The sequence below is a fragment of the Bdellovibrio sp. ArHS genome, from assembly GCF_000786105.1.
Classification (GTDB): domain Bacteria; phylum Bdellovibrionota; class Bdellovibrionia; order Bdellovibrionales; family Bdellovibrionaceae; genus Bdellovibrio.
The window spans coordinates 1-18,293 of sequence record NZ_JTEV01000016.1 but is presented as its reverse complement, the minus strand read 5'-3'; the positions used below and the strand labels follow the sequence as shown (position 1 = coordinate 18,293).

Here is an 18,293-nt window from a genome sequence, read left to right as displayed (position 1 = left end):
CTGTTGCGCGCTAACGCTATTGGGTATGAGAGAAAGGGTTGCAGCTACCATTAGAAATAAAATATGGCTCGTCATCTTAATTCCCCCATAACGCACTTAGGATCTAAAGAACTTAATCCACTTAACTTCATGGAACTATAATATCGAAGCTAAAGATCCCTCTTCCTTATTATAATCAAACTCACATACGAACTAAACAGTATTTACGGATTGTATATATCTAAGACAGTTTGATTTAAAAGCTATTCAACAAGCTGTCTCTTAATTTCTTCAATTTCATCCTGTTGCCTCTGAATAATCTTTTGTCGCTCTTTAATGGCTTCAACCATGGGAGCCAACAGGTTCTCGTAGGCCACAGTCTTCGTTCCCGTCACAGGGTCGGTTCTCACAGCTTCAGGAAATACTTTTTCGACTTCCTGAGCAAGCAAACCCAGTTGATCCGCATCTCTATTGTAAAAATCTTTTTTCCAGTTATACCGAACTCCGTGAAGCTTCAAAACTCTTTCAAGAGGACTGGCAATCTCTCGTACATTTTGCTTAAGTCTTGCATCTGATCTCTCTCTAAATAAATTACTCTTAAACTCACCCTTTACATCCAAAGATGCTGTGACGTTTTCCGAGGTCTTCAAACCAATGCCCACACTTCCGGCCAAGTAAGCCACATTTGAAATAACATCCGTCGTCACCCAGAAGTTTATATTTTGTGAGGCACAACCGATGATCTTATTAGATTCATCCACAGTTATTAAAACATCAAAGACTTTGGATAACTCAGCTCCGCCAACCGCCATGCCTGCATTGTTGCCGCGATTGACTGTCAGATTCATGCGGGCCAGCCACTGTCTTGTTCCTTCTCCCGGCAAAGCCCCTGTTAGCTCAAGCTTTGAGATGCTCAAAGCATTTCCATATTTACCGGGTTCGATTTTTTTCCCGCCGATATCCAACGAAAGAGGCAGGGGATAAGCTCCTAATTGAACGGCACCGGCCCCCCCGAAAGCTTTCAAACAGTTGCTAGTATTATTCAACGTCGCTTGTATTGTATTGACCAAAGAGTTGAAGTCGCTCTTGGCCGCGACACTTCGCGACTCTTTGACCGTGTTTACGATCATAGTGCCAAGGCTCGCGCCGACGATAGCCACTACTCCTGTAACAATGAGGACTTGTATAAGAGAAGATCCCCGCTGATTGTGAGTTCCAAATATTTTTTTCATAAAAATCAGCGTCTCTGAGATTGTTTACTCTTAAGTACGTTTTTGATCTCAGCAATTTCTCGTTGCTGTTGATCGATAATTTTCTGCTGATCCTTCATCGCCTCTATCAAAGGCGCGATCAAATTGCCGTAAGCCACAGATTTTATATCCGTGGCCGGATGAGTGGAAACCGCTTCCGGAAATACGCGCTCCACTTCCTGAGCAATAAATCCAAGTTGGTCAGTTCCCTTATCCATGTGGTCCTGATTTTTCCAATCAAATACGACGCCACGAAGTTTTAAAGTACGTTCCAAAGGGTCCGGAATTTCACGAATGTTCTCTTTAAGTCGCAAATCTGATCTATACATATAAGACGTGGCCACCACAATCCCATTCACATCAAGAAGTGAGGTTGGAGTGTCTGTACCAATACCTACATTTCCGCCTGGATAAGTGATGTTGTTTCTATTTGCAGTTGTGGGAACCCAATAATCACTGTACTGACCAGCGCACGCGACGACTTTGTTTGTCGCATCGACCGTCATAATAAGATTAAAGGTATGAGCCAATGTATTCCCACCTACCGCTGTCGTATTTCCCGTCCCTCGATCAATCACCAGACTTAGAGGTACGACCCATTGATTAAGTCCGCCCGCTGGAGTTTTTCCCGTTAATTCAAAATGCGTGATATTAAATAGGTTTCCATACTTCCCAACCTGAACCTTGGCCCCACCGATATCCACCGAAATAGCTTGTGGAAGAGTTGTGAGATCAAGACTGGCCTTTCCTCCAAAAGCCGCAAGACAGCTACTAGAGTTATTTAATACACCCTGCAAAGTCGTTACTAATGAATTGAAATCACTCTTCGCCGAAACACTTTTAGTTTCGCGGCTTAAATTCAACATCATAGTGGCCACACCGACGCTGACCAGAACTAAGATTCCCACTGTCACAAGGACTTCAACAAGAGAAAAGCCCGACTGCCGCTTGCGATCCACTTGGTTAAAACGTCCCATATTCATAGATGATTCTCCCTAGCTATAGGCATAAGGTATCGTCTCATCGCAATAACCGTCAATATCTCGCATTTTTACTAGCTCTTCATATTGATTGCTAATGCCTGGTGGGTTTACATTTGAATCTCAAACCAAGTAAGGGAGTTCAATGTGAAGGCTTTTTTTCTAATGACCATTTTGTTTACGACATTTAATACGTTCGCGGCCACTCTTGAATTCACGGACTTGAGCCTCTCACAAGGATTTGAATTTAATGAATCAGGACGAGAGAATTTTGGACATTTAACGAGCCTGCAAGTCGACTCCATCACATTCCCGGCAGACCTCACAGGCGTCAACCCGCTTTCAAAAAAAAGATCCAGCATCGTAGGCGCTATTTCCAGCTATAGCTGGACTACAGGTCTGAAAGCCCCCATGAATTTATCTTTTAATCTTTCCGCTGCAAATGTCAGCCTTTTAAGAAGTACTTTGAAGCGCGGTTCCGTCCACCCCAAGGTCGTACTTAATTTTCAGATATATGCGTACAACGAGACTACGAAATCTTATTATATGAAATTTAAAACCTTTACCTTCACCCAAGGGGGCATCTTAAATAAAATTGGTAAGGATATGCCCTCCATGAAAGCCGTCAGCCTGCCGATCGAAGGCTCACTCAAAAAACTTGATGGCAACTCCCCATTAAAAATCGCCGACAATCCAAGTTCAGCAGTCACTCGCTTTAAGAACTATACAGTTCAAATAGAGCTTTCACCCATCGGCACTGAAGAACAAAACCTTATTCTTGCGGAAAATCCCGATATAAATAAAAAGTTGTCTTGGGGAGTTCGGGAGAATTGAAAATCAATCTCCTTACCCAAACTGGATGTGACATTTGGTAGACCTAGCGCTCAGCTGCTTCTTCGCCTTTTAAACCTTTGGATTGTTCTATTTCATCTTACAGTATTAAGACCTCGTTATCGTGGAGATCCTGCGTCTACCATGGATCGACTATGTCACTGACACAGCGAACAACAAAGTTTACAAATGAACTACAAAAAAGACTAGCACTTTCGGTTACCGCACAAAAACAAGGTGAGCACTTCTGAATCCTTCATTAGGATAAAACCTTCTTGATTGACCAACAGCTTACCAAGGATGGCACGATGAAAACAGGACCAGGATCGTTAAACAAAGACGAACAGGAAGTGGTGATTAGCTATGAAGGCCTTCGTCTGAATGGCATTCTGTCAATTCCCAAAAATGCCAAGGGCCTTGTCATCTTCGCACATGGCAGCGGCAGCAGCCGTTGGAGCTCCAGAAATAATTTTGTCGCTCGCGAGTTGCGCAAAGCAGGCCTGGCAACCTTGCTCATGGATCTACTCACACCCGATGAAGAAAATGATCGAGCGGAAGTCTTTAATATTGAATCTTTGGCACAACGTTTGATCGTTGCTAAAAACTGGCTCCAGACGCAAAAAGCCACACGCTCGCTGCTAGTAGGATATTTTGGCGCAAGCACGGGGGCCGGAGCCGCTTTGGTTGCGGCAGCTCGAGAACCCAAAAATATTTTTGCCGTCGTTTCTCGCGGAGGACGTCCTGACTTGGCAGATCGGGAACTTAGAAATGTCAAAGCACCCACCCTTTTAATTGTGGGTGGTGATGACGATGTGGTGATTGACCTAAACCGCCAAGCATATTCTGAATTGCCCAGCCAAAAGAAAATTGAAATTATTCCCGGAGCCACACATTTGTTTGAAGAACCCGGCACACTGGAACAAGTCGCGGCGCTGGCCACGCGCTGGTTTAACAACTATCTGATAAGTTCTGCGACCACTCAAGATTTCAGACCAAGCCCTTGAGCAAGCAGTGGCGCACAGGAAATAACTTTTAATTTGGGGAATTCTTTAAATAAGGGCCGACGCAACGTGGGATTGGAATCTGTGACCCACAGCTCATTGATCAGGGAGGAATTTAACAATGCCTCCCTGTTTTCCGAAAACAAACCATGAGTCGCAATGACTGTCACCGTGCGCGCGCCCTTCTTACGAACCGCTTCCACCGCCCGCAAAACTGTTTTGCCTGTGCTAATCATATCATCATAAATAATAATATCAGCCTCATGAACATTTCCCACCAAGGCCTGTCCTTGCAAACCCTCTTTTTCTCGATATTTTTCAACAAATGCCATGGCGACAGGTTTTGCTAAAGCCCCTTGCAAAAGATGACGGAATTTTTCGGCCCGCTTGATTCCACCAATATCTGGCGACAGGACCACTAGTGAACCCGTCGCACCTTTTGATTTTATGACGTCACAAAATAAGGGGGCCGCTTCAAGATTTACGCTGGAGCAGCGAAAGGCATTTTGATAGGCCGCCAAGTTGTGAACATCCAAGGTGATTATTTTTTCAATTCCGGCCGCTTCATAAAGAATTGCGAGATGTTTTAAAGTCAGCGGATCTTGAAAGTCCTTTTTTTGATCTGATCGCGAATAAGACAAATAAGGCAGGATGGCGGTGATCGAACCCGCGCCCTCATCCTTAAGTTGACTGATAAACAACAGCAGCTCGCAGATTTTATCATTGGGAGTTTGCTCGGGCTCAAAAGCCATGGAATGCAGTATCACGACGTCTTGTGAAGAAACCGCTTCCATCGGCTTAATTTTTATCTCCCCATCGGGAAATCTTTCCTCTTTGATCTTTTCAAGCTCCAAGCCCAGATATTTACAAAGCTCCAGAGCCAAGATCTGGCCGCTGCCAAAGCTGTAAATCCTAGGGATGGGCTTCTTGAGAACGCCTTGATTGTTTGACATTTTTTAGGATCTCCATCACATCATCATCAGTGACCTCTTTGAATTCCTCGAAAAACTGGCTGACGGCATAGAAGTACTCAGGCTCTTCCAGGACGATGAACTCATCCACCAAGCTGCGCATCTTGGCCGAAGTCGACTCAGGTACAACCCCTGCCGCAAGGACTATTTTCTTCGGATGCTGCGAACGAATCTCATTGATCGCTCCAAGGGCCGTGGCCCCGGTGGCGATGCCGTCATCCACAACGATGACGATCCGATCTTTACAGTTCAGCTCCGGCAACTGAAATTGTGCTTTTCGTCTTTTCAAAACTTCCAGTTGCTTTTTGGCGGCAGCTTGAACATAGGAATCTGGAATGCTGTATTCCTTAATCAAAGACAGGGGATAGATTTTTCCTGACAAACCCACAGACCCAATCGCCAATTCCGGCTGATTGGGTGCGGGAATTTTATGAATCAAAATAGCATTCAATTCGCCATTGAGCTCCTCGGCAATGATTCGGGCCATAGGCATCGCCCCCCGGGGAATCCCTAAAATCAAAGGGTTCTGATTTTTATATTTCATTAACTTTTTAAGAAGCAGGACCGCGACTTCTTCTCGATTCTTGAAAGCCATACAACCTCACAAACTTTCTTAAAAGCTTCACTGGCAAATTTGCGAAGCACGCCTCAACTGAATTCTAAAGACGAGTTTGTACTGGAGAAAGGACAGAATGAAATCTATTGCTTCTCAACAAGCATCTTTTTGACTGTTTAGCGGCAAATGCATCAACGGTAACTCAACAGTATTTTTGCTGGATCTAGTATTTCCAAGAATGATCCAGCCCAAAAAAAAGACTTTTGCAGAACAAGCCCGGGAAGCAACGAAGGCCGTTGTGAGAATTCATGTTCAGGGCTTTAGTGAGACTGATCCACGGGCTATTCTGGATCCGCGGTTTGTGGTTCCGGAAGAGTGGAGTGGTTCGGGCTTTTTTATCAATCTAAATGGTGAAGATGGCTATCTTTTAACCAACAGCCATGTAGCGCGGAATTCAGTGCGTCTGCAAATTCGCTCGATACTGACCAGTGATGAGCTTTTCAATGTTGAAGTGCTTGGGATCGTAGAAGACCTAGAGCCCGATGTAGCCCTGCTACGTTTAACGAATTCTGCGAAAAAAAGATTTCTGAAATATGCCGGTATTAAAAAAGTACCTGCTCTTAAATTAGGGTTCGCGGTGGAAGTTCGCAGAGGCGATGAAGTAAAAACCATTGGCTATCCATTGGGCGTCGACGAACCCCATTTTGCGGGTGGGGAAATTTCAAATTTTATCGCTGGGAGTGGCGACACCACCGAGCGCATGGTGACGGATGCGGCGATCAATCTTGGAAATAGTGGCGGGCCGGCATTAGGACGCGGAGGCTGGGTTATCGGAATCAACACGGCCATCATTGAAGGCGCTGAAAACTTCGGCTTTATCACCCCGATTCATTTGGCGAAGAATGTTCTCGATGTCTTTTCACGAAAAAGGAAAGCGGGACTGCCCCGGTTGGGCGTGCTGATTCAAAAGAACTCGGTTGCGAATGCTGCTATTCTGGGCACCACTAAGGAAGAAGGTGTCATTGTTCGCAAGGTTCTATCAGGCAGTCCTGCCGAAGCAATGGGTTTAAAGGCTCGTGATTTACTTCTGGCCATCAATAATCAAAGTCTTGATCGTCACGGCAATATTGTCGAAGAAAGTAAATCCCGTAAAAGAAATATCTATGATATTTTGCATGGAATTGCAGAAGGAAATCCGGTCACAGTCAAAGTGGTGCGAGCCGGGAAGATTCTGAAGTTCAAAAAGGAATTGTTCTGTTGGAATCCAGATGAAATTTCTCAGAAGCCGGTTTTGGTTGATCGAGAATTCATGTCCTTTGGAGGATTGATTTTGCAAGAGGTCTGTACCGACATTGTCTCGGCGTTAATTGCCTATGGGTACAATCGAGATGTCATCTTAAAAGACTTCTATATGGGGAACTCGAAGCTAGTAGTGACTCACCTATGTTCTGGAAGCCTGGCTGAGGAAATGGGCCTGTATGCTTCTGACTTCGTGGTTGCGGCTCAGGGGGAAAGAGCGCGTGATCTAAAGTCACTTTCTCTTGTTTTGCATGATGCAAAGAAAAACAGAGCGCAGCATATTTTGTTAGAATTTTCCTCGGGGTCCATCGGCAACTTCGAAATGAAACATCTAGCCCCCGGTGAATTGTTCATTCAAAGAATACAACCCACCCAACTTCAGATTTAACTAAAAAGACACTCTCCCCTGATGGGCCGAACCCGAGTCAGTGCTTCAAATCAATGAAGCTATGTCGTGGTGTCTTCAGGAAACTTTCTTGCGGAGGGTGTTCTGTTGACGTCCGTAAGAAGGATATGCCAAGGAACATCTCATTTCACAAAGGTGTTAACCGTCTTTTGCGAATATAACTTTCTACATAAGACACATTCTTTGATTGATGCTCATTCTTTTAGGGCTACCCTGCGGGTAGCTGAAAAAAGCTAACATCAAATAAAGGAGTTCACTGTGGCAACAGACAGACAACCAGATAAGCAATCAGTCAATAAAGAGGTGAAGCCCTTAAGTCCCTCCAGTCAGCGCCCGCCATCAAAATGGAAGGCCGTTGATGAAGCCTTTGCAGAAATGCGCCAAACCTTTGGCGCGATCCCTGAATTCGCCAAATACATGACGGAGGAGAGCATTCCCGGTATTTGGGCGGAAGTAAAGAATCTGTCTTTCAGTTCTAACACCGCTTTGGAGTCAAAACTTAAAAATCTTATTGGTATTAGTGTGGCCGCGCAGATTCCTTGCGAAATGTTGGGGTATTTTGAATATACGAGGAGCGTGAATAATGGGGCAACACCCCAGGAACAAGCTGAGGCCTGCGCCATGGCGGCCATAACCCGCCACTGGAGTACCGTCTTAAATGGCTCGCAAATGGAAAAAGACGCTTTCAAAAAAGAAGCTGAACAAATCATGTCCTATGTAAAACAAATGATGGATAAATCCGGAGGAAAGCCGCCTGCTGCCGAAGCATTTATGGTGAAGTTTTCCAACGCCGCAGAGACTTACAAAGACATTGAGAAGACCCTGGGGCTCATACCAAAATTTTTCCTGCTCTTTCCAGAAGAGGGAATTGCGGGCGCGTGGAGTGAGTTTAAAGCCGTGCAACTGAATCCGCACACTTCATTGGCGGCGAAGCAAAAGGAATTGATTGGAATCGCGGTGGCAGCTCAAATACCTTGCGACTACTGCATCACCTTTCACCGTCTTGCCGCCAAATTAAATGGCGCCACAGATCGTGAGATTCAAGAGGCCATCGCGATCGCGGCCTTGAGCCGACACTGGAGTGCTTTATTCCATGGCATGCAGTTGGATCTTGCAACCTTTAAGAAGGATGCAGATTTGATGTTAAACAAATCAGGTGAAAAACGTCTGACATCTTAAGAGGGGCGTCCGTCTGACTATCCTTATCTTTTTATTTCTAGGGGTTGCCATGGCGATCGAAGAACCAGAATACAAAGTCGAATCCATCGGTGCTCATTATGAAGTGCGGCAATACAAACCGCTGGTGGTTGCCGAAACGACAATCGAATCTGACTTCGAAAGCGCTGGCAACCAGGCATTTCGCATTCTGGCCGCCTACATTTTTGGCGCCAATAAGTCCAAAACAAAAATCGCAATGACAGCGCCCGTGAATCAACAGGCTGTTTCGGAAAAGATTGAAATGACAGCACCAGTGACTCAGACCAGAAATGCCACTGGTTTTCTAGTGCAGTTTACGATGCCCAAGAAGTACTCTCTGGCAACTTTGCCTGAGCCCGATGATTCGAGGGTTCATTTACGGCAATTACCGGCGCGCAAAGTGGCGGTGTATACCTACTCCGGATCGTGGTCAGAATCGCGCTATCAAGAGAAGCTCAAGATCCTGCAAGAGTCGTTAAAAAAAGCGGGCCTAGAGACCGCTGGCGAGCCTGTCCTTGCCCGGTATAACTCTCCGTTTCAGCTGTGGTTTTTACGCCGAAATGAGATTTGGATAGAAATTAAGTCCAAGTAAAGATCGATTTCCCACCGAACGAGATTTTTCCTATCCCAAAGGCATTTGTCATAAGTTCAAAAGGATATTTCTAATTGATTTTTGGCATTTGTTCATGGCAATATGAACTAAATAAAAAACCAAATTCTTAAAAGAAGATAAAGAATGAGCGTTCCAACTTCGCACACAGAGATCAATAAGCTACGGGACCTGTCAGAGTCGATCGGCGACTTTATCCGTTACTGGGGCTTCCGCAGAATTCATGGGCAAATCTGGACGCAAGTATTTCTATCGAAATCCAGTCTTAGCGGTGCTGAACTGACCCAAAGACTGGGAGTTTCTAAAGCTCTTATTAGCCCAGCTCTTTCCGAATTAGAATCCTATGGGCTTATTCTAATGCATGAAGATGGCAGAAAAACAAAACGCTACTCAGCTGCTCCGAATGTCATTCAAGTGATTAAAGATATACTTAAAGAGCGCGAAGCAAAAATCATTGCCAATACAAAAGACCAATTCGAGGAACTCGCCAAAGTCTCGCAAAAAAGAGGCGATCAAGTCTCGCTAGTCGAAACAGAAAAACTCAAAGAGTTAGGCGATATGATCACTCTGGCGCAATTTGCTCTTAACTTCATATTAAGCCAAAGCGATGAGGATTCTCTGGCCTGCTGGACTGAGGAAGCCCTAAAAAATCTAAGTGAATAGCAAGAAGTGCAGCATGTCGCCTTTTTATGACTCTATTATAATTGGAGCGGGCATATCAGGCCTGACTCTTGCCTCCAGAATAAGAAGCCAAAACAAAAGCTTTCTTATCTTGGAGAAATCTGCGGGTGTAGGCGGAAGAATGGCCACACGCCGAGGTGCACATTGCACCTATGATCACGGCGCCCAGTTTATCGACCTAAAAAAAGATGAAGACAATCCATGGAAAGAAACTTTAAAAATCGAGGAGCAAGGAAAACTGTGGTTTTCTTCGTCCCAAAGTGATTATATCGTTTTTCCGAAAGGCATGACGCAATTTCCAAAATCGTTGGCAAGCACTATGAATGTGAAACTCAACGAAAAAGTCATACGCATCGATATGCATGATAGCTTCTATGTTCTGACAACCGAACAGGGAGCAACCTACCATACCAAAGAGCTTTTTATAACCTGTCCCCTACCGCAATCACTATCGCTTCTAAAAGATTCTCAAATCCCCTACCCAATAGAACTTGATGAGATTCGTTATGCATCGGCACTCGTGGGACTTTTGGAAATCCAGACGAATGACAAAAGATTGTACAGCATCAATCACCTGCAGAATGTTTCTGATGAAATCCACGCCATCAGCAACCAGTGGTCAAAAGGAGTCAGTCAAAATCTTGCCTTTACGGTCACTATGCAACCGGCCTGGAGTGAAAAGTATTTTGCGCAAGAAGAATCCGAAACACAATTGAAGATTTTGACCGCCTTTCAAAATGCGCTGACCCCTATCAGCTCGCGCGATTCGTATATCATTTCCTGTTCGCAGCTTAAAAAATGGAGATATAGCCAGCCTCTACAGACACATAGTTCGGCCTTTGTAGCTGTGACAGAAAATATCTATCTCTTAGGCGATGCTTTTGGATATGGCGGCATAAAAGGAGCTATTCATTCAGCCTACTCGGTCCCTCTTTACGAATAGGCTTAGCACGCCAGCGCCCTCATCACCGAAACTTTAGTTTTGCTTGCTACTTCTTAGAATGAAAACATCGATCTATTTTTCAATCGACTTAAAAAACGCTGCAAAATCGTTAATCATTTTTGCCGCTTGGGCCCCATCAAAGAAGCGGTGATCGAAGGTAACACCAAGATGCATAATCTCACGGATCTCGATCTTCCCTTCCACCACGACGGGCTCTTGGGAAATTTGGCCAATTGAAATTAAAAGACCGGCCCGAGTCAAAGGTACCAACGGAACCAAAGCCTTTTTAATTCCCAAGGAACCCACATTCGTCACAATGACGGATCCAAAAGGATCCTGGGGCAAACGAGCAAAAGACAAGTTCAAGTTAAGATCGTGAGTTAAGAAGTCAAAAACTCTTAAAAACATTTTCGTTAAAAAATGCGGCAACTTATAGAGCAACCGCAAAGCAAAACCCAAATGAGGATCTTCCTTGCGTCGAACTAGCCCCACATTCTGTGTGAGTTGTCTTTCGATATCCACGATACTCATTCGATCGACATCGCGAAGAGTTGTGAATGACAGATCATCCCCGCCCTCTTGGGGGATGTTCACCATGACCGAAATACTGACACTCTTACGAAGATAAAGCCGTCCGAATCGCATCATGAAATTAAGCTCTTTGTGCTTTTTCATAACTTCACTTAAGCCCTTGATAACCAAAGAGGTCGGCGAAGACGAAAACTTCAGGCGCGTCACATCGAGTTCGAGAAATCCATAAACAGACGGATCCCCACCTCCGCCCCAAAGCGATAGAGCTACTTTTCTAAAAATTGAGATCTTGTCGATCTTTGTGAACATCATAAATTCTTCCTACAAAACCGTCTTGATCAGCTGATATCGCCATGCCTTACTTCTTCTGATCAAACAACACTTCACAATAGGGGCTGTCGGAACAGTTTTTTCGCGGCAGCAACGGGCGAATTTTTGCGAACAAGAAGTATCCCGTTTGGAGAAGCCTCTTTACGGGCTTAAAGGAAGCCACGGAAGCAACCTTTTTTAAACTATTCAGTTGAGTCCAAATCATGATAAATGCGTCGACGCCCAGATAAACTTGGCCATCTTTATCTTTAACATGAAGACTCTGATGAATCTTATGAGGATCTAAACCTTCCGTCGCAGCGTTGAAGTCGGAAGAGGTGATGTCGACAAACCATATATTGTTAGCGCCCTTCATCTTTTTATAGTGCTCGATCTCTCGCGAACAGAGATGACAGAGACCATCGTAATAGACCGCAATTTCATATTGAGACATATCTCTTGCCTTTTGCATCTTGACCTCCGCATTAGTTCATAGTAGTATGAACTAATGCGGAGGTCAACTTATACTCGCCTCTCGTACATCGGAGATGACAATGGGATCTGTTCTTAGCAATCGTTTTAAACGAACGCTTGAGCTTACCAAAATGGCGACGAAAATCGGGTTCCAGGAACTCACATCCGGGGATCTTCAATCCAGAATAGAACAGGCTAAGATTCTTACTGAAAGCCTCGGGCATTTACGAGGGGCCGCGATGAAAGCGGGCCAACTGCTAAGCCTCGACTTACATGACTATTTTCCGCCGGAAGCGATACAAATCCTATCGGAACTGCAAAATCAGGTTCGGGAAAATCCAGAGCTCGATTTGATACAAACACTTAAAAAAGAGCTGAGTAAAGACCAACTTTCAGAACTGAGTGAAATCCAGTACCGACCGTTCGCAGCCGCCAGCATGGGACAAGTTCATAAGGCCAGAGCGGCCGACAAGCCGATTGTTATCAAGGCTCAATATCCTCATTTGGAACAATCCATTGAAAATGATCTTGCTACTTTAAAGAAAATCATCTCTGCCTTCTGCTTTTTGACGGGCAGAAATATGAATCTCGATTACTTGTTTACGGAAATTGAAGAAACCCTTCTTCTCGAAACAGACTACCTCAAGGAAGCCGAAGCGCTCTCGAGCTTTCGTAAATTGTTTGACTCACATACGTGGAGACATGCCAAAATTAGCACCCCCGCTCCCCTGCCCCATCTTAGTACCAGAAAAGTTCTTTGCCTGACTTACGAACCGGGACTCACGTTCAAAGAATGGATTGATACACGTCCTAACAAGCAAAAACGTGAACTCATCGCAAAGTCGCTGTTGGATCTATATGTCATGGAGTTTTTTGAATGGGGCTTCGTCCAAACCGATCCTAATCCGGGAAACTTTTTAATCCGCGAGAGTCCTGACCTTGAGATTATTGCCCTCGATTTTGGCGCTTCGAAAGCGTATCCAGCCGATTTTAGAAGAAAGTATATAGAACTTCTCAAAGCGATTCAAAACTCAAAAAACGAAGACATCGTGCAAAGAGCTGTTGATTTTGAACTTTTAGATCCAAGAGAGACATCGCAGGCAAAGGCCATTTTTGTTGAACTCATGATGTTGGGAATGAGTCCGTTCTTTCACGAACAAGGCGCTAAATTCAATTTTAAAGACGATGAGTTTTTAAAACGAAATTCTCAGCTTTCAAGGCAACTTATACAGAACCTCAAATTTTCCCCTCCACCTCATAAACTGATTTTTCTTCATAGAAAATTAGGCGGTATATTTGCTGCGCTTAGAAAACTTGAGGTCGAATTGGATTTGCATGAATACTGGGAGCAAATCGTGAGGGTGCGCGCGTGATATGTTCGGGATACACTTTACCAAGAATGCCCTACTTTAAATCTGCCTGTTGAAAACATTGAAAAACTGAAAGGTTATAAATGAAATCATCCTTAGTCATTTTTGCGACTGTTTTTATTTTTAGCTTAAATGCAATCCCGTCTTCCTTAGATAAAGAGCTGGCGAAAACCGCAAAGGCTTTATTTGGGATTATTCCGGCCAAAACGGCAACGCCAGATAAAATATCCAGTGAGCAAATTGAACTCGGAAGAAAAATCTTTTTCGACTATCGCCTTTCTAAAGACGGCAGCACCGCTTGTGTGCGCTGTCATCAGCCGCAATATTACAGCACCGATCGCCTCGCCCAATCGGCTGGATTCAATAATAATAAAGGTGCACGCAATGCTCAGTCCATCTTGAATCTCCAGTTTCAAGAAGTCGTGCATTGGCGCAATGATCGAGCCAGTCTGGAAGATCAAGCTCTGCGCTCGTTCACAACTCCACTCAGTTTTGGAAACTCTTCACCTGCTGAAGCAATAAAAAGATTTGAACTTGCTGGATACCTGCCTTTGTTTAAAAAAGCGTTTCCTAAAGCGGATAAACCTCTGACGCTCGAGAATGCGGCTGCGGCTTTGGGACTCTATCAAAGATCCCTGACAACCAGAGCTCCATTCGATCAATTTTTAGAGGGTGATATTGATGCTATCTCGAACGAAGCTCGTAAGGGTCTCAAGGAATTCATGACGGTCGGCTGCGCGACTTGCCACAACGGCCCGGCGGTTGGCGGTCGAAGCATGCAAAAGTTCGGCATCTATCAAAACTATTGGACACTGACAAAATCGCAAAATCCCGACAAAGGGCGCCAAGAGATTAGCAAGAAAGACGAAGATCTTTATGTTTTCAAAGTGCCTTCTCTGCGCAACGTAACTGAAACAGCTCCGTACTTCCATGATGCTTCGGCAAAAGATATAGAGACCGCGATCCGTTGGATGGGAAAACTTCAGCTCAACAAAGATCTTACGGATGATCAGGTAAGGTCGATCAAGGCGTTCTTGGAAAGTCTTAAGGGACCACTGCCGAAAAATTTCCGTGAAGCCCCCACTTTGCCTTCAGAGCCCTACGCAGGCCCTGAGCTCTTACAATAACATTTATTTCTCTCGCTAGAAGCCGTTTCGTATTTCTTTATAAAACACGTTTCCTCTTTAAAGAGATACGAAACTCATGGCTGTAATCAGTTTAAAAACTTCAGAGTTAACTGAATCTGGTCTTCTCCCTCCAGAAGCTGGAAGAAACCGCCTGAGCGGGAATGAAACTGCATAAACCCAACACCAAGGCTCCATTGTTCACCAACATCATAATTAAGATTTGTCACTAGATGACTGTCACCATTGCCCAGGCCAGAGTAATAGCCCAAACTCACGTCGAACTTATCACGCCAAAAGGATTCTTTTAACCAGATAGATCCATAGTATAAGGGCGACTCAGGTTCATTGTTATTCACATAATGTAGCTGTGTTATTAAGGATCTTTTTTCTCCATAACTATACTCAAGCCCCGCAGCTCCGTCATACAGATCCTTGATAATATAATCCGAACTACTGAACCTCATGAAGGGCATGTCTTTATGGTAAGTCACATCCGCTCTTAAAACCCACTGTTCCCAGGCTTTATTAATACTTATACTTGCACTTTCCATTTTCTTTGAAAAAACTTTATAAACATCTTTTCCTTCGGGATTACTCTGTAGTGTGTACACAGGCACCCTACTAAAATGCTGAGAGTACAAGAACGTCGATTCAAGACCGATCTCACTGAAGTAAGTACGCAACCGAACCGATTGTTCTGTATCCCGAAAGGCCACTCGGTCGGGTTCCCCATCGGCAACTGTCCCGTTGGCTATAAATAGCGGCAAAGGTATTTTTTCATTTTTTATGACATAAAAGTACTCGACGGCCGAATCATTAAATATATATTTTATATGTGCGGCAGGTTGCGCGACCTCGCGAATCTTCTCGGCATCAAAAGCATAATTTTCAAAACTCACCGGATTTAAATAGTTGGGACGATGAGCGCCCATCGTCTCACCGTTTTCCAGAACCTCCCAACCAAGTCGAAATACCCAATTGTTTAAATACTTGGAAACATAAAGACTATGGATGCGAAGCACGTTCGTCGGGATAACTTCATACTGACGTCCATCCGACTCTGTAAAATTATGCCAATATAAGAAGGAGCCTTTGAAGTCATAACTTTGACTTTCATTTTCTATTTTTACTTCTGGCATTAATACAATTCTTTTTCCCAGAGAGTCCCTTTCGCTCACCTTATACGAGTCAATGAAAGAGACTTCTGAATTGAACTCAATGTTGTTAGCCCAAGAAAAAGCTGAACACACAAAAAGAAACAGAATACTAATCATTCAATCTCTCTTTACTAAATACCGAGTCATCCACTTTTTTTACCTCTATCGAGCTAATCTCTATATTAGATATCTTTGTTTCGTTGGTTAGGTCTTGGATCGTAATTTTAGAGGGGCGCAATTTTCCAGCCAGCATTTTGTAATCCGAGAAAGTGGCTCTTTTTAACTTGCGGCCCGAGATACCCATGTAATCTGCGAAGAGAGGTCGATAGGTCTTCTTTTCTATTTTGACTTCTAGCCGTGGATAGGTGAGGCCCTTTTTGTTTTCCTCTAGCAGAATTGTCCAGGCTTCTGGGCTTTCTGACAACAGACTCGGCTTATAGTCTTGATGCCATCGCAATCGACTGATGTCGCCATTTGCAACTTCCCCATTTAATTTCTGATTTAAAGCGATGCGCACGGACCGATTAAGATTAGGAATAAACAGCCACATATCGGTTCCCAACATAAGCATATTTCGTCCTTTGTCTTTTATCGGGAATTTAGTTTTTATAAGTGTTTTCTCATTACCTGAAGTAACCACCAAAAAACCATATTCTTGATCTTGAGTCTTAACCTTGATGTTCATCTCAAAAGATTCTGGTGGATTTCGAATTTCATCAGCTTTAAGAATCACTTGATCTAAATCTGCGGCTTGAACGGATACGGAAAAAAAGCATCCAAGTATCCCAAAAAAATATCTATTCATGACCTACGCCTTTCGGAGACAAAGATTCTATTAAAAACGGCATCCCCACAGAGGTCAATCGTTGAGCAAAAGACATATCGAGTCCACTCGCTGACGGAATCTCTTTGAGAAAGCCCCGGCACGAATCTATCAGTATATCTCAAACCTTCAATTGTTTTCAAATCTGCAAATTCTTAAGATCTCTTATTGCCAGCATGCCGGCGAAATTCTTTCGGAAAAATCCTGTGAAACTTCAGACAGCATGCTGCTTTTGGCAGCCTGATCGTACAAATTTTCAAAGGACAGGATTTGTGTCTGTAAAGTAGCAAATCGAACTCCCAATTCTTTACGAATCCTGACTTTAAGAACTTCGTACTTACGACGGGTAGAAAACTTCCATGCCGGATGACGGCGATATATCTTAAGACTTTTACGTAACGCCTGGTATTCATCATTCAAGGCTAATGAACTTTCATAAATTTCTTCCAAAGTCATTCGGCCAAGATCTCCCATTTCGGCAAGACAGATGATTTCGAGGCGCTTGAGGCTAACGTGATCTTGGGCGCCATAGGCCACTTGAGCCTTCTCCCAACGCTTCGCTGCCCACTCTTTTTGTTTCGGTGACATATCGACACTCTGTGTATCGGGATGAAGAAGTCTGGCTATTTTCCGATAAGCTGAACGCAAGGCAACCTGAGTATCCAGACTTCGCGGAAGCTCTTCAGCGGCTTGTTCTGCGAAGGTTTTTGTCAGAAATTCCTTCAAATGGGACGGCATCGGTTTTAGAAGTTTATGCTGATACCCAATCCCCCCTACTCGCCAGATGCGAAACAAGAGAGCCCAATCACCGCATCTCATCGCAATCTGAAAGGATTCTTTGAATAACTGATACCCTGCAGAAACATCTGATAAATGACGAGCCATCACAACGTCATCAATCTCTTTAAGATAGTGATACACCGAACGCGAATAACGACTAAATCCGCTCAAAGCGGAATCATCCTCACACAGGACATCTCCCAAATTCAAATTCACTTCTTCGCTATAATGAGCTTGATTCTTCATCGCTCGCTCAGAGGATGACGGCGTGTTCTGTGTTTTCGTCGCATTGGTAAAGCGCTCTGAACGAAGCTTATCTATTACAAAACGCCAGCTTTCGTCCCCGGACTCATATTGAACTTCCTCATTTTTAAGCAAAAGATAGGCTTCTTCAAGAGACACCTTCATCGTTTGCGCTACGTACTGCAAGTGCACATGAAAATGCGCCAAACTTCGACAACGCTTCTCCATGGCATCGAGGCTCTGCAGTTCCTCTTTGAAGGTGACTTTATACCAATCCTGATACAACACTTGATCGTGGTTAACAAAGTCAGCATATTCCTTTTCTAGGCGCTGTATTTTCTTCAAGAGATTTCTTGAGGCCGAAAAGAAGTCTTGGCGTAATTTAGCATCATCAACGACAGAAAGATCCCGTCGTGGTGAAATATCAAAGCTGCGATCACTCAGTTGCATAAGATCGCATTGAATATCACAGCCTCAAGACCGATCGCTATCGATTTTATCCATTTGCTGAATGAATAAGCGCGTTCCGCTAAATATTAGCGCAGCGTGCTGCCGACGAACATCCCCCAGTGGGTCCCCTACAGAGGGGACCTGAGAAATTAAAACTAGTTTCCGCCGCCATCGCCTCCTCCTCCGCCGCCGCCAATAAATGTATCGCAGGGATACATAGTCCAAGGCAACCTGAAATTGCCGCACATCTCTTGCGGTGGAGGTGGCTGAGGAGGCGGAGGTGGTGGTGGCGGTGGTGGTGGCGGTGGCGGTGGTGGCGGCGGAG

18 protein-coding genes are annotated in these 18,293 nt (G+C 44.4%); 9 read left to right on the top strand and 9 right to left on the bottom strand.

From position 1 onward, the window contains the following. Positions 1-242 precede the first annotated feature (242 nt). Both OM95_RS08935 and OM95_RS08930 read right to left on the bottom strand, forming a co-directional pair. Positions 243-1,211 carry a tail fiber domain-containing protein gene (locus tag OM95_RS08935; RefSeq protein WP_291515950.1) on the bottom strand — a complete coding sequence of 323 codons (969 nt, stop codon included), beginning with the start codon at positions 1,209-1,211 and terminating at the stop codon, positions 243-245. A 5-nt stretch (positions 1,212-1,216) separates the two neighbouring features. After that, on the bottom strand, positions 1,217-2,212 hold the full coding sequence (locus OM95_RS08930; RefSeq protein WP_041872807.1) for a tail fiber domain-containing protein: 996 nt from the start codon (positions 2,210-2,212) through the stop codon (positions 1,217-1,219). A 144-nt stretch (positions 2,213-2,356) separates the two neighbouring features. Here OM95_RS08930 and OM95_RS08925 point away from each other — a divergent pair, with 144 nt between their 5' ends. Then, on the top strand, positions 2,357-3,043 hold the full coding sequence (locus OM95_RS08925) for a hypothetical protein (protein ID WP_041872805.1): 687 nt from the start codon (positions 2,357-2,359) through the stop codon (positions 3,041-3,043). A gap of 305 nt (positions 3,044-3,348) precedes the next feature. Then, on the top strand, positions 3,349-4,044 hold the full coding sequence (locus OM95_RS08920; RefSeq protein WP_291515948.1) for a dienelactone hydrolase family protein: 696 nt from the start codon (positions 3,349-3,351) through the stop codon (positions 4,042-4,044). On the opposite strand, the gene prs is transcribed toward OM95_RS08920, so the two are convergent. Continuing rightward, complete coding sequence (gene prs / locus OM95_RS08915) at positions 4,020-4,994, bottom strand: ribose-phosphate diphosphokinase (RefSeq protein ID WP_291515946.1); 975 nt, start codon at positions 4,992-4,994, stop codon at positions 4,020-4,022. The genes OM95_RS08920 and prs overlap by 25 nt on opposite strands. Further along, the gene (locus OM95_RS08910; protein WP_041872803.1) at positions 4,954-5,607 is read right to left on the bottom strand and encodes a phosphoribosyltransferase family protein; all 654 of its coding nucleotides are present in this window, start codon (positions 5,605-5,607) and stop codon (positions 4,954-4,956) included. The genes prs and OM95_RS08910 overlap by 41 nt, the downstream gene beginning before the upstream one ends. 199 nt (positions 5,608-5,806) lie before the next feature. On the opposite strand from OM95_RS08910, the gene OM95_RS08905 reads away from it, so the two are divergent. The 5 genes from OM95_RS08905 (at position 5,807) to OM95_RS08880 (ending at position 10,704) form a co-directional block, all read left to right on the top strand. Beyond that, positions 5,807-7,255 (top strand): trypsin-like peptidase domain-containing protein, encoded by a 1,449-nt coding sequence (locus tag OM95_RS08905; protein ID WP_041872801.1) that lies wholly within the window; start codon positions 5,807-5,809, stop codon positions 7,253-7,255. Between the two features lie 276 nt (positions 7,256-7,531). Beyond that, on the top strand, positions 7,532-8,452 hold the full coding sequence (locus tag OM95_RS17225) for a carboxymuconolactone decarboxylase family protein (protein ID WP_291515944.1): 921 nt from the start codon (positions 7,532-7,534) through the stop codon (positions 8,450-8,452). 49 nt (positions 8,453-8,501) lie between these two features. Further along, positions 8,502-9,062, top strand: a complete 561-nt coding sequence (locus OM95_RS08890) for a heme-binding protein (RefSeq protein WP_041872798.1) — start codon at positions 8,502-8,504, stop codon at positions 9,060-9,062. Positions 9,063-9,206: 144 nt separating this feature from the next. Beyond that, positions 9,207-9,743: an HTH domain-containing protein gene (locus tag OM95_RS08885; RefSeq protein WP_041872796.1), complete on the top strand. Its 537-nt coding sequence runs from the start codon at positions 9,207-9,209 to the stop codon at positions 9,741-9,743. A 13-nt stretch (positions 9,744-9,756) separates the two neighbouring features. Further along, entirely contained in the window at positions 9,757-10,704 is a 948-nt protein-coding gene (locus OM95_RS08880; protein WP_041872794.1) for an FAD-dependent oxidoreductase, read from the top strand. Between the two features lie 72 nt (positions 10,705-10,776). Here the strand turns inward: OM95_RS08880 and OM95_RS08875 are convergent, their stop codons facing one another. Next, entirely contained in the window at positions 10,777-11,547 is a 771-nt protein-coding gene (locus OM95_RS08875; RefSeq protein WP_291515942.1) for a 2-oxo acid dehydrogenase subunit E2, read from the bottom strand. 46 nt (positions 11,548-11,593) lie between these two features. Continuing rightward, complete coding sequence (locus tag OM95_RS17220; protein WP_291515940.1) at positions 11,594-12,016, bottom strand: DUF393 domain-containing protein; 423 nt, start codon at positions 12,014-12,016, stop codon at positions 11,594-11,596. An 82-nt stretch (positions 12,017-12,098) separates the two neighbouring features. Between OM95_RS17220 and OM95_RS08865 the strand changes: the two genes are divergently transcribed. Further along, on the top strand, positions 12,099-13,391 hold the full coding sequence (locus OM95_RS08865; RefSeq protein ID WP_291515938.1) for an AarF/UbiB family protein: 1,293 nt from the start codon (positions 12,099-12,101) through the stop codon (positions 13,389-13,391). 80 nt (positions 13,392-13,471) lie between these two features. Continuing rightward, positions 13,472-14,515 carry a cytochrome c peroxidase gene (locus tag OM95_RS08860; protein WP_041872786.1) on the top strand — a complete coding sequence of 348 codons (1,044 nt, stop codon included), beginning with the start codon at positions 13,472-13,474 and terminating at the stop codon, positions 14,513-14,515. Positions 14,516-14,601: 86 nt separating this feature from the next. Here the strand turns inward: OM95_RS08860 and OM95_RS08855 are convergent, their stop codons facing one another. The 3 genes from OM95_RS08855 to OM95_RS08845 form a co-directional block, all read right to left on the bottom strand. Continuing rightward, entirely contained in the window at positions 14,602-15,789 is a 1,188-nt protein-coding gene (locus OM95_RS08855) for a hypothetical protein (RefSeq protein WP_041872784.1), read from the bottom strand. Continuing rightward, on the bottom strand, positions 15,782-16,477 hold the full coding sequence (locus OM95_RS08850) for an outer membrane lipoprotein-sorting protein (protein WP_291515934.1): 696 nt from the start codon (positions 16,475-16,477) through the stop codon (positions 15,782-15,784). Before OM95_RS08850 ends, OM95_RS08855 begins: the two co-directional genes overlap by 8 nt. Before the next feature lie 183 nt (positions 16,478-16,660). Then, positions 16,661-17,968, bottom strand: coding sequence for a J domain-containing protein (locus OM95_RS08845; protein WP_291515932.1), 1,308 nt, complete (start codon positions 17,966-17,968; stop codon positions 16,661-16,663). Positions 17,969-18,293: the final 325 nt, after the last annotated feature.